8 protein-coding genes are annotated in these 12,757 nt (G+C 42.6%); all 8 read left to right on the top strand.

Going from position 1 to position 12,757, the window contains the following annotated elements; genetic code table 11:
• The first annotated feature begins 7 nt into the window (after positions 1-7).
• The 8 genes from PNC201_RS08940 to PNC201_RS08900 all read left to right on the top strand — a co-directional run bounded on the left by PNC201_RS08940 (position 8) and on the right by PNC201_RS08900 (position 12,753).
• A complete protein-coding gene (locus PNC201_RS08940; protein ID WP_102056843.1) occupies positions 8-964 on the top strand; it encodes a hypothetical protein in 957 nt (318 codons plus the stop codon).
• A gap of 51 nt (positions 965-1,015) precedes the next feature.
• Positions 1,016-1,978: a hypothetical protein gene (locus tag PNC201_RS08935; protein WP_102056842.1), complete on the top strand. Its 963-nt coding sequence runs from the start codon at positions 1,016-1,018 to the stop codon at positions 1,976-1,978.
• Between the two features lie 49 nt (positions 1,979-2,027).
• Positions 2,028-2,981 carry a hypothetical protein gene (locus PNC201_RS08930; RefSeq protein ID WP_102056841.1) on the top strand — a complete coding sequence of 318 codons (954 nt, stop codon included), beginning with the start codon at positions 2,028-2,030 and terminating at the stop codon, positions 2,979-2,981.
• Between the two features lie 51 nt (positions 2,982-3,032).
• Entirely contained in the window at positions 3,033-3,989 is a 957-nt protein-coding gene (locus PNC201_RS08925; protein WP_102056840.1) for a hypothetical protein, read from the top strand.
• A gap of 136 nt (positions 3,990-4,125) precedes the next feature.
• On the top strand, positions 4,126-6,840 hold the full coding sequence (locus PNC201_RS08920; protein WP_102056839.1) for a DUF5666 domain-containing protein: 2,715 nt from the start codon (positions 4,126-4,128) through the stop codon (positions 6,838-6,840).
• Between the two features lie 318 nt (positions 6,841-7,158).
• On the top strand, positions 7,159-9,198 hold the full coding sequence (locus PNC201_RS08910; RefSeq protein WP_102056837.1) for a bifunctional 2',3'-cyclic-nucleotide 2'-phosphodiesterase/3'-nucleotidase: 2,040 nt from the start codon (positions 7,159-7,161) through the stop codon (positions 9,196-9,198).
• A 70-nt stretch (positions 9,199-9,268) separates the two neighbouring features.
• Positions 9,269-11,437, top strand: a complete 2,169-nt coding sequence (locus PNC201_RS08905; RefSeq protein WP_102056836.1) for a DUF6359 domain-containing protein — start codon at positions 9,269-9,271, stop codon at positions 11,435-11,437.
• 275 nt (positions 11,438-11,712) lie between these two features.
• Positions 11,713-12,753, top strand: a complete 1,041-nt coding sequence (locus PNC201_RS08900) for an efflux RND transporter periplasmic adaptor subunit (RefSeq protein WP_102056835.1) — start codon at positions 11,713-11,715, stop codon at positions 12,751-12,753.
• The last annotated feature ends 4 nt before the right edge of the window (positions 12,754-12,757 follow it).

Raw genomic sequence — 12,757 nt, 5'->3', positions numbered from 1 at the left:
ACGAAGTATGAAAAAGATTGAAGAGATGACTCAGGAAGAGCGGAATATTTATTTAATTGAGAGGGCTAAAGAAAGAAACAGAAAGTACCGTGAAGAAGCTACCGAAGAAGAAAAAGAAGACTTCGCAAAAATTGATGCGTATATAGATAGAGAAACAGGTTATCGCCGAAGTGGTGTTTTTTATGAAGAACTACCAAAAGATCATCTTCATAACTTAAGCTATAAGGAGCGCTTAGCCAAGGCTGAAGAATTAAACGGCTGTAAGTTTAAAGAAGCAAAACCCTGTAAAGACAGATTTGCACCGAGAGACGACTTTAGTGGCGTAAGTTACCCTAGCCAATGCGATGGTCGGGTTGTTTCCGTACCGCGCTCACCGGGATTATGGTCTATTAGGCTACATGGGTTGGTATTAGGCCCTATTATTGGTATTTGTCTGCTAGGGGTAAGTATGACAGACGACAGTATGCCAGCTTGGCATTCATGGTTGGGGCTGTTTTTACTGACTGCATTCCCTTTAATAATGTACAAAATAGGGAATGCAATTCGTATTGTGGATGCAATCGAGTTTAACCGCCATACCGGATTGGTAAGAACGCCGTACACCTTATTCAGAAAGCCATTTTATATCCCCATAGAAGACCTAGAGTATGTTGTCGGTCCAGAAGTAAAAAATATGCGAGGCAGCGCATCGATGCAAACGGGTTACTTAAGTTGTAGAAAATACCCCGAGCACTATTGGTTTGGAAATCGTATAGGTATTGCAGGAGGTGGCGATGCTCACGATTGGTCACAAATGAATAGGTTTATGGATATTACTCAACCAATTGACGAGTACTATCACAGTGCTATGGAGTATACGTTTAAAAAGAATAGGAATGCTCACGGCAATGGCCCATTTCCCGAGGTGATGAAAAAGTACTTTGATGCAGATGACTGCCAAGTAAATCGCATGGAAGTGTGGTAGGGCGTTAATCATTACAAGTGCTTTCTAGTGGTTGACTAAAAGGAATTGGTGATGAAAAAGATTGAAGATATGACTCAGGAAGAGCTAGATAGCTATTTGGCAAATAAAGCGAAGGAAAGAGTGCGGTATTACCGAGAGGAAGCAACTGAAGAAGAAAAAGAAGACTTTGCAAAAATTGAGGCATACTTGGCTAGAGAGGCAAGTTATAGTCGAAGTGGTGTTTTTTATGAAGAGCAACCAAAAGATCATCTCCATGACCTAAGCTATAAGGAACGCTTAGCCAAGGCTGAAGAACTAAACGGTTGTAAGTTTAAAGACGCAAAACCCTGTAAAGACAGATTTGCGCCGAGAGACGATTTTGATGGCCCTACACGCCTTTTTGGCGCTTGGAATTGTGACGGTGAAAAAGTTGCGGTAGTTCGTCACCCAAGCCTAATACTTTTTAGAATGGTAATCACCATATTGTCCGCAATTGCTGGATTTATGTTGATTGTACTGACACTGGTTGATGTATTTCTAATAGACTATTTATACTTGAGTTTGGCAGGTCTTTTCGTCACACCTTTCTTGTTGTTTAAATTTTCTGACGCTTTACGGTTTATTGATAACATAGAGTTTAATCGTCACACCGGGTTGGTGAGAACACCTTACACCCTGTTTAGAAAACCATTTTATATCCCAGTAGAAGATCTTGAATATGTGGTGGGTGTTGAGGTGAAAAGCGCAAGAGGTGGCGGCTCGTTCCAAACGGGTTATCTAAGTTGCAGAAAATATCCAGAAAAGTTTTGGTTTGGTCACGCGATCGGACTCAGAGATGGTGGAAACCTAAACGATTGGGCTCAGATAAATCGGTTTATGGATACTACCCAACCGATAGAAGAATATTACTACGAAATTATGGAGTATCACTATAAGCTCGATAAGAACGCCCACTTTAACGGCCCATTTCCAGAGGTAATGAAAAAGTACTTTGATGCTGATGATTGCCAAATAAACCGTTGGAAGGTGTGGTAGGGCGTTAGTATTACAAGTGCTTTAAGTAGTTAATCAAAAGGAGTTGGTGGTGAAAGAGATTAAGGACATGACTCACGAGGAGATACGTAATTATTTAGCAAAGAGGGCTAAAGAAAGAGAAGTGCTCTACCAAAAAGGAGCTACTGTAGAAGAGAAGCGAGAAGCAGAACTAGATGCATATGGCGATAGACTAATGGGGTATTGCCTAGATGATGCATATTATGAAGACCTACCCAAAGATCATCTCCATAACCAAAGCTATAAGGAACGCTTAGCCAAGGCTGAAGAATTAAACGGCTGTAAGTTTAAAGAAGCAAAACCCTGCAAAGACAGATTTGCACCGAGAGACGACTTTAGTGGCGTAAGTTACCCTAGCCAATGCGATGGTCGGGTTGTTTCCGTACCGCGCTCACCGGGATTATGGTCTATTAGGCTACATGGGTTGGTATTAGGCCCTATTATTGGTATTTGTCTGCTAGGGGTAAGTATGACAGACGACAGTATGCCAGCTTGGCATTCATGGTTGGGGCTGTTTTTACTGACTGCATTCCCTTTAATAATGTACAAAATAGGGAATGCAATTCGTATTGTGGATGCAATTGAGTTTAACCGTCATACCGGACTGGTAAGAACGCCCTACACCTTATTCAGAAAGCCATTTTATATCCCCATAGAAGACCTAGAGTATGTCGTCGGTCCAGAAGTAAAAAATATGCGAGGCAGCGCATCAATGCAAACGGGTTACTTAAGTTGTAGAAAATACCCCGAGCACTATTGGTTTGGAAATCGTATAGGTATTGCGGGAGGTGGCGATACTCACGATTGGTCACAAATGAATAGGTTTATGGATATTACTCAACCAATCAACCGATATTACTATAAAGCTATGGAGTATACGTTTAAGAAGAATAAGAATGCTCACGGCAATGGTCCATTTCCAGAGGTGATGAAAAAGTACTTTGATGCCGATGACTGCCAAATTAATCGCATGGAAGTGTGGTAGGGCGTTAATCATTACAAGTGCTTTCTAGTGGTTGACTAAAAGGAATTGGTGATGAAAAAGATTGAAGATATGACTGAAGAAGAGCTGGATAGCTATTTGGCAAATAAAGCGAAGGAAAGAGAGCGATATTATCGAGAAGAAGCAACTGAAGAAGAAAAAGAAAAGAAAGCACAAAGAGATGCATACTTGGCTAGAGAGACAAGTTATCGTCGCAGTGGTATTTTTTATGAAGAACTACCCAAAGATCATCTCCATAACTTAAGCTATAAGGAACGCTTAGCCAAGGCTGAAGAGCTAAACGGCTGTAAGTTTAAAGAAGCAAAACCCTGCAAAGACAGATTTGCGCCGAGAGACGACTTTAGTGGCGTAAGTTACCCTAGCCAATGCGATGGTCGGGTTGTTTCCGTACCGCGCTCACCGGGATTATGGTCTATTAGGCTACATGGGTTGGTATTAGGCCCTATCATTGGGGTTTGTCTGTTAGGGGTAAGTATGACAGACGACAGTATGCCAGCTTGGCATTCATGGTTGGGGCTGTTTTTACTGACTGCATTCCCTTTAATAATGTACAAAATAGGGAATGCAATTCGAATTGTGGATGCAATCGAGTTTAACCGCCATACCGGATTGGTAAGAACGCCGTACACCTTATTCAGAAAGCCATTTTATATCCCCATAGAAGACCTAGAGTATGTTGTTGGTCCAGAAGTAAAAAATATGCGAGGCAGCGCATCGATGCAAACGGGTTACTTAAGTTGTAGAAAATACCCCGAGCACTATTGGTTTGGAAATCGTATAGGTATTGCAGGAGGTGGCGATACTCACGATTGGTCACAAATGAATAGGTTTATGGATATTACTCAACCAATCAACCGATATTACTATAAAGCTATGGAGTATACGTTTAAGAAGAATAAGAATGCTCACGGCAATGGCCCATTTCCAGAGGTGATGAAAAAGTACTTTGATGCCGATGACTGCCAAATTAATCGCATGGAAGTGTGGTAACGACGAAAAACCAAAATAGGTACAACTCGGGCGTTAGTAAAGCGGGCATTCATTTTCGGCCGTCTAGAGTGCATGTTAAGTTTTTGTGGCTAGCAGCTGCATGTACTAAATGAGCCAAAATTTAGGAGATTATATAATGGATAAAAAATGGTTGTTACCATCGTTATTGGCATCGAGTAGCCTTTTGGTTGCTTGTGGGGGCGGAAGTGGAAGTGATACCGATCCGCAACCTGGTGATAACACAGGAACCAAAGGTTCAATAAAAGTCATTGTACAAGGCTTACCTGCTGGTGCAGATGCGGGCTTAACGCTCACAGGCCCTTCTAGCTATAGCGAAGACATTACAAGCACGACTACTCTAAATGCCTTAGCAAACGGGGAGTATAAATTAACGGCTACTTCTCGTTCTGTGGATCAAGCACTCTATCAGCCAAATGAAAACTCGGTTACTGTCGATTTGAGTGGTAATGAAGAAGAAACAATCACCATTACCTACCGTACATCAGTAAGTGCACAGGGAACGGTAACTGGGTTTGGCAGTGTATACGTAAACGGTGTGCGTTATGAGACGACGCCAGATCAACAAGCAAATCTTAAAGTGGGCATGCTGATAAATCTGCAAGGTAAGCAAGGCGCAGATGGCAATTTTGCAGTAGCTGACTCTATTATCTATGACGCAACTGCTAAAGGTGTGGTGACGGCAGTCGACTACGCCAAACAAACAATCACTGTTTTGGGTCAAGAATTTAGTGTTGATAAACGTACGAAATTAGAGGTAGCTTTCACAGAAATAACGACAGGTGATTTCGTAGAGATCAGTGCGTTGCATCAAGGGCAGGGTCAGTATGTTGCTACCCGCATTGATGTGGAAGAGCAAAATGGCGAATTTGAAATTGAAGGTAAGGTTGCTGAGCTAGATCTTGATGCGAAAACATTCAAATTAGGTATGTTGACTATAGACTATAGCCAAGCAACAGAAGTTGAAGGGACGCTTGAAAACAATGCAATAGTGGAGGTGGAAGCATCAAGTTTACCTATTGACGGTGTATTACTTGCAGACAGTGTAGAGGTTGATAGCAACGAGCCAGTATCAACAGGTGCGGTCGCCAAATTTGAAGGTATTGTAACTCAAGTCAGTGACGACACCTTCGCAATCGGCGGGCACAGCTTCACATTAAATGACGACACTGATTTCAAAAAAGGGGATGATGATGACCTGCAAATCGGTATGCGCGTATTTGTGCTTGCAGTTGCAACCGAAGAAGGTTTAATCGCAAAAAAAGTACGCTTTGATAAGCACTCTGAAATCGAATTAACTGGCGTAGTGGAAGATATTGACCTTGAAGCACAGACACTAACAGTATTTGGTAGCACCTATTTTGTGGATAGCTATACCCAGTTTGAAGATGACTCGGATGCAGAAGACATCGAACTTAAACTTGAGAAGCTTAGTGTAGGTGATGTCGTAGAAATTGAGGCATTTGGTTTTGAAGGTGCCTACGTTGTGAGAGATTTAGAGCGTATCTCTGCAAGCGATTTTGACGACCAGCAAGAACATGAGGTTGAGGGAAAAATCACGGCTGTTAATGCTGGCGAGCAAACAATCACAGTAGGCAAACTTGTCTTTGCCATCAATGGTGCGACAGAGCTGGAACTTGAAGATGATGTAAACCTCACGACATTTTTTGAACAAGTGGCAGCAGGTGATATCGCGGAAGTTGATTATGTGATCCAAGGAGACTCATTGATCGCAACTAAAGTTGAAGTTGATGACAAAGACGATGACTTCGATGACCGTAGATTTGAGCTAGAAGGTAAAGTGGTTAGTTTTAATCCGGTCGACGCAACTTTTAGTGTTGATGGTAAGACAGTATTTTTTGATGGAAATACTGAGTTTAAAAACGGCTTATTTGTGATTGGCGATGAAGTTGAAGTTACCGCTATTCAGCGTGCTGATGGTTCAATCTTGGCACTCAAAATTGAAATCGAGTCTGATGATGGTATTGAACTTGAAGTCGAAGGCAAAATCACAAACTTTGTCTCAGCGTCTGAGTTCATGGTGAATGGTGTCTCTATTGCAACTGATGGCAACACGGAATTTAAAGATGGCAATAGCAGTAACCTTGGAAACGGTGTAACGGTTGAAGTAGAAGGCGTGTTAACTGACGACAATGTATTGTTGGCTAAAAAGGTCGAGTTTGAGGAAGATGACGTTGACGAAGTCGAAATTGCAGGCTTAATTGAGGACCTAGTCAAAAACTCTGCGTTTGATTACGAGTTCAACCTTGGTGCGCAGCGCGTTCAAATTACGGCAGATACAAAGCTTAAGAATGGTAATTTTGAAAAGCTTTCAAATGGCTTGGCAGTTGAGGTTGAAGGTTACACAACCGACGGTGTCACTGTTATTGCTAAAGAGCTCAAATTTGAAGCCGTAAAATATGTGGAGGTTGAAGGTCCAATCACACAAGTTGAGACAGATGAGGCGTTTTACGTCCTTGGCCAAAAAGTCAAAGTATCTGAGCAAACTCAGTTGAAAGGTGGCAGTCAATCTGATATTGCAACAGGCAAAAACGTTGAAGTTGAAGGCTATTTAGTAACTGAAAATGGTGAAACTTATATTCAAGCTGAAAAGGTAGAGTTCGAAGACTACGCCTATTTTGAGCTCGAAGGTAAAGTTGCAAACTTGTCTGGCGACCAATTTACATTATTTGGAATGACGGTTCATGTAACCAATGACACCGTATTCAAAGATGGCCAAAAAAGTGACCTTAGTAATGATGTTAAGGTTGAAGTTACCGCTCAAATGGTCGAAGGCACGATCATCGCGCTAGAAGTCGATTTTGAAGATTAACTATTGGTAAATGTAAAAGTCACAATTAAAGCCTCCAATGTGGAGGCTTTTTGTTTATATTTCACTTTAAAATTAATTCGCTTCTCCTGACTTAGTAACGTCATATTTATCCCACTGAACTGCCATAAAAGCTTAGCTTTCCTGACTTTTTTCCCTCGTATAGTGACACCCGCCACGCAAAACGCAACGGTTTATACTGACTCGCTGTGCTTCTAGGTTCAGCTTCTATGAAGTGGAGTAAGAAGAGACGTGACTTGGTATTGCTGAAATAACTAAAAGCATGCACACGGGTATGCAAACAAAGTAAAGAAAGGACTTATGAAAACAAAACTACTTCCAATCGCACTATTGTGCGGTGCCACAAGCATTATTACTGGTTGCTCAGATTCAGATAACAATGTTGATATAAACGTGCCGAAAGGACCTGATATTCCAAAAGAGGGCACTGCGGTGTCTTTGCGTTTACTAGAAACCACAGATTTGCATGCAAATGTATTGAACTACAACTACTTTTCAGACAAGCAAGACGACAAAGTGGGTCTAGTGAAAACCGCGGCGTTAATCCATCAAGCGAGAAGCCAAGTTAAAAATTCCATGCTAGTAGATAACGGTGACTTGATCCAAGGTAGTCCGCTTGGCGACTATATGGCGAAAATCAAAAACCTCAAAGAGGGAGAAGTTCACCCGGTTTATAAGGCCATGAACACACTAGAGTACGATGTCGCAAATATTGGTAATCATGAGTTTAACTTTGGCTTGGCGTTTTTAGACGAAGCAATCGACGATGCGAATTTTCCCTACATCAGTGCAAACGTATTTAAGGTTGATGGCGACGAAGATGAAACAAATGATGTGCCGTTATTTAAGCCTTACCTAATTCAAGAAAAGCAATTCTTTGACGAGAATGACAAACTTCAGGTGATTAAAGTTGGCTTTATCGGGTTTGTTCCACCACAAATCATGCAATGGGATAAGGCCAATCTTGAAGGCAAAGTGATAGCCAAAGACATCGTAAAAATGGCAAAACACTACGTGCCTAAAATGAAAGCTGAAGGCGCGGATATTGTCGTTGCTATTCCGCACTCAGGTCTTGATGTATCTGCCGATAAGCCAATGGCTGAAAACGCATCTTATGCCTTATCTAAGGTGGATGATATAGACGCCATTATGTTTGGTCATGCGCATGCAAACTTCCCAGGTTCGGGCTATGCAGACTTAGCGGCACATGGTGTTGATAACGATAAAGGCACAATCAATGGCGTTGCGGCTGTAATGCCTGGTTTTTGGGGAAATCACCTTGGTGTAATTGACTTAGATATCCAGTTTAAGTCAGGTAAATGGACGGTGGTTGACTCACAGTCAACGCTTAAACCAATCTATGAAACGGATGAAAATCGAAACACGATATCATTGGTTGAAAGCGATGCAGCAATTGAAGCGGTAGTGCATAGTGAGCATGCTGAAACGCGCGCATGGGTGAATGAGCCTTTTGCTAAAATCACCAACACTGTGAACAGCTATTTTGCGTTAGTGAATGACGACCCCTCAATCCAAATCGTGACTGACGCACAAGCATGGTATACAGCAAAAATAGTGCAAGGTACTGAGCTTGATGGATTACCTATTCTGTCTGCGGGTGCACCCTTTAGAGCTGGGCGTGGCGGGCCAGATGACTTTACCGCAATTCCTGCAGGTGATATCGCCTATCGTAACGTTGCAGATATGTACATTTATCCTAACGTACTTAAGGTGTTGAAGCTCAAGGGCAGCGAAGTGCGCGAATGGCTTGAAATGTCTGCAGGCCAGTTCAATCAAATCACACCGAATACTGAAGGCGTTCAAGCGCTGATCAATCCAGACTTTCCTTCATATAACTATGATGTGCTAGATGGTGTGACGTATCAAATTGATGTCACTGAGCCTGCACGCTACGCGGCAAACGGTGAAAAGGTGTCAAACGGTAACCGCATTAAGGCATTGAAGTATCAAGGTGAGTTGGTGAAGGACGACCAAGTATTCTTGGTTGCAACGAATAACTATCGTGCATCTGGTGGCGGTAATTTCCCAAATATTAAGGGAGATAAAATCGTTGTCGACTCGCCAAATGAGAACCGTCAGGTCGTTGCTGACTATATTACTTTTGTTAGCGACCAAAATGGTGCCGCAGGACTTGATCCATCGGCAGATATGAACTGGTCATTTGCACCTGTAGTTGGCGCTAATATTGAGTTCTTTAGTTCAACTAGTGCGGATGCTGAAACCTACAGTCAGCAATTTAATCATATTCTACCTACTGGCAAAACCGACGAACGAGGTTTTGCACTTTATCAGCTGGATTTAACACAACCGCTGAACTAATACACTACGCCGCCATATTTTGGCGGCTTTTTTATCGCTTCTTTTTATAATTTTCAACGGGATTTGACGAATGAAACAAGTAAACTTCAAGCTTAGCAGCGTAGTTTTGGCTGCGGCTATATCCACATCTGTGTTTGCAGCACAGCCGTATGACTGGAATAACCATATTCCAGTTAAAACACCAACCACAAACAGCAATGGTAAGACAGTATTATTTGATGTGTCACACGGTGGCGTGGAGGGAAATGCCGATTGGGTTATTGACGGTGCGTTTTCAGACTTTGCGGATGCATTGGTTAATGAAGGATATACCGTAAAAGAATATCGCGGTGTTGATTTAAACAATGACGGCAAGATTAGATTCTTTGACGACCGTACCTCTCAAAGCAATCAAAATGAAGCGGTTATCAGCTACGATGCGATTAAAGATGCAGATGTCTTTGTATTGGCAGAAACTAACCGTCCTTTCACTCAATCAGAGCAAGCAGCGTTATTGCAGTTTGTAGCGGATGGAAAAGGGATATTTTTTATCGCAGATCATTATGACGCGGATCGTAATCTAAATACGTGGGATGCCACTGAAGTCTTTAACGGCTACAACCGCTCAGATCTGGCCAAGTATAATCTAGGTGGTGAGTACGGTGACTGGCGTAATCCAAAATCAGCAGACATGGGATGGCTTGCAGAAAATTTTGGGATCCGCTTTCGCTTTAATGCCGCTGACTACAAGCAAGGCGTAAGTGGTATTGAGTCTGCGAGCAAAACAGAAGGGATCACACTCGGAGTTACTCCTGTATTGATGGCCGCAGGCGCGACGCTTGCGATTGTAGATGAACAAAAAGCGAAGGGCTTGGTTTATTTTTCACCTTCAGATACACCAGCTAAGTGGCGTCATGCTAAAGATGATGGGCTTTACTTTGGTGGTAGAAATGAAGGCCCGTATGTTGCTATCTCAAAAGCCGGATTAGGTAAAGCTGCGTTTATTGGTGATTCTTCTCCAATTGAAGATGCTACACCTAAATACAAGCGTCAGGATAATGGCAATAGTAAAAAGACGTACCCCGGCTGGACGGACAGAGGTAATGCAGCTGTACTTTCGGTCAACATCATCAATTGGCTAGCAACGCCCGAGTCGTATCAGTACTTTGATGGTACTAACGGTCATGCAAGCGGCGAAGTAACACCTGTGCCAATGGCGCTGCAAGAAATGTCTGATCCAAACAATGGTCAGCCATGGGGGACGCCTGCATCGGGTTTTGATGCGTGGAATACAGATAGCTATAAAAATAACTCTTTCAATGCGCCTTATGGTTCAGGGCAAACCAATCCAGATCCTAATCCCGATCCAGAGCCAACTCCTGATGGCACGATTTCTGTAGCACAGGCACTTGCTGCTTCAGCTGGGTCTAAATTTGCAGTGTTAGGTAAAGTGACAGCCGAAGTAAACGGTATCTATGGCCTATTACTCACAGATACTGCCAACGTATCGCTAAGTATCAACGTAAAGCTTGAATCTGCTCAGCGCAGTGACTTTAACCCTCAACTCAATCCTGAGATCCTTGGTCAATCAATCATAGTGACTGGTACCCGAGACAGCTATATGGGTGAGGCTGGTATTCGTTATGTAAGCGATATTCAGATTGCACCAGTGGCATTGTCGGTTGAGCAGGCGCTTGCAACCGCCGAGGGCAATGAAATTGAGCTTGTTGGGCGTGTTAAATCTGCACTTAATGATATCTATGCTTTAGTACTTGAGGACAGCCAAAATCCAACTCATACGATAAATGTTAAACTTGAAAGTCACCAGCGTGCTGCATTTAGTCCGCAGCTTAATCCATCCATTCTTGATTCTACTTTAGTTATCAAAGGTGTTCGCTCATCGTACATGAGTGCACCGGGGATACGAGAAGTCAGTGAAATACAAACCGTTGGTACAACGACAGAGTCATCTAGTGATTTGAGTGTTGCTGACGTATTAGCGCTAAATAATGGCTCAGCAGTGGTAGTCAGTGGCAAAATCACAGCTGCTGTAAACGATATCTATGCGCTTGAATTAAGCGACGCAACTGTCGTTGGCAACAAGCTATATATTAAGTTGGAAGCAGCTCAGCGTGATGCATTTAGTCCCAAGCTTAACCCGAGTTTGATTGGTAAATCACTGAGAGTTGAAGGAATTAAAAATGATTATATGAGTCATCCTGGTGTTCGTAATGTCACTTCACTTGTATTGTTAAATTAAATCACTGCAATTAACCCCTTAAAGTAGGCATAGCAACATTTATGTCTACTTTATTCCAAGCGTCATTTCTGTATATTCTTTGTTCATTCATTATTTCACAAACTACACTTTTGAGGTCATTCATCCAGTTTAGATAGTAATGATTTTTATTTGTGTTAGTGTGTCGCGTTATAGTGATATAAACTCGCCAGCTGCAATGCTCAGTCGAGATCAGTAGGTACTTTTGCCAAGTGCTTACGAAAAGGAATAGTGCTTTTAACTTTGGAACAAACTACATGAAATGCGTTTGCTTAATATTCTCTCTTTTATCCTTTAACCTTTATGCTGCAGCGGTCAACGTTGTGGTCACTGATGTAAAGCAACAACAGCTTGAACGAACACTGTCTTTAACGGGCTCAATTAGTGCAGCACAACACGCACAAGTGTCAAGTTTAACCGATGGTGTAATCACTAAGATCTCAGCTGAAGCCGGAGATATTGTTGAAGAAAATGCTGTACTGCTGAGTCTCGATGCCGCTTTAGTAAAAGCTGAGCTGAAAAGCGTAGAAGCAGCACTTGAGCGCGCCAAGGTCGATCGCAATAATGCGATAAGATTGGTAAAAGAAGCACAGTCTCTGTCGCAGCAAAAATTATTTGCGCAAACTGAGCTTGCTGACAGAGAGGCTAAGTTACAAGCATCAGAAGCCACTCTTTTAGAAGCACAAGCTAAGATAGCTTATCAGCGAGAGCTCGTTAACCGCCATCAATTAAAAGCGCCTTTTACGGGGGTGATAGCAAGGCGCACGGTTAATTTAGGTGAGTGGGTGACGCGTGGACAAACGGTGTTTGAGCTAGTAAGTAGTGATATTTTGTGGCTCGATTTGCAAGTACCACAAGAGTACTTTCAGCTTATTAATCTCGGCCGTGTCGTAAATTTTAGTGTTGCAAGCACACCAAGCGTGCAGCATCAAGCTCATGTATTGGCAAAACTTCCTGTCGTTGACAAAACCAGTCGCTCGTTTCTATTAAGATTGGCAATTCCAACAGATGCGCAGTTGCGTGTCGGCGCATCGGCTACGGCAAAACTGCCGCTAATTCGAGCACAAGACCACAGCGTGATTATTCCTAGCGATGCGATTTTGCGTCATCCCGACGGTGGGTTCAGTGTCTTTGTGGCCGTTGACGGTCAAGCAAAGCGGTTAAACGTTCAAATTGGTGAGCGAATTCATGGTCATATTGAAGTTCTATCTGGCTTAGAGATAGGGCAACAAGTGGTGGTTGAAGGCAATGAGTTATTGCAAGAAGGCCAAGCATTAAACATTGTACCGGGTTTATAGGAGC

It is taken from the genome of Pseudoalteromonas sp. NC201 (assembly GCF_002850255.1).
Lineage (GTDB): Bacteria > Pseudomonadota > Gammaproteobacteria > Enterobacterales > Alteromonadaceae > Pseudoalteromonas.
Note: the sequence above shows the minus strand (reverse complement) of the source record. Positions and strands in the feature narration are given on the sequence as shown.

Coding starts and splice junctions, on each gene's coding strand:
- PNC201_RS08940 (WP_102056843.1), top strand. CDS start 8: ATGAAAAAGATTGAAGAGATGACTCAGGAAGAGCGGAATATTTATTTA.
- PNC201_RS08920 (WP_102056839.1), top strand. CDS start 4,126: ATGGATAAAAAATGGTTGTTACCATCGTTATTGGCATCGAGTAGCCTT.
- PNC201_RS08900 (WP_102056835.1), top strand. CDS start 11,713: ATGAAATGCGTTTGCTTAATATTCTCTCTTTTATCCTTTAACCTTTAT.
- PNC201_RS08935 (WP_102056842.1), top strand. CDS start 1,016: ATGAAAAAGATTGAAGATATGACTCAGGAAGAGCTAGATAGCTATTTG.
- PNC201_RS08925 (WP_102056840.1), top strand. CDS start 3,033: ATGAAAAAGATTGAAGATATGACTGAAGAAGAGCTGGATAGCTATTTG.
- PNC201_RS08905 (WP_102056836.1), top strand. CDS start 9,269: ATGAAACAAGTAAACTTCAAGCTTAGCAGCGTAGTTTTGGCTGCGGCT.
- PNC201_RS08910 (WP_102056837.1), top strand. CDS start 7,159: ATGAAAACAAAACTACTTCCAATCGCACTATTGTGCGGTGCCACAAGC.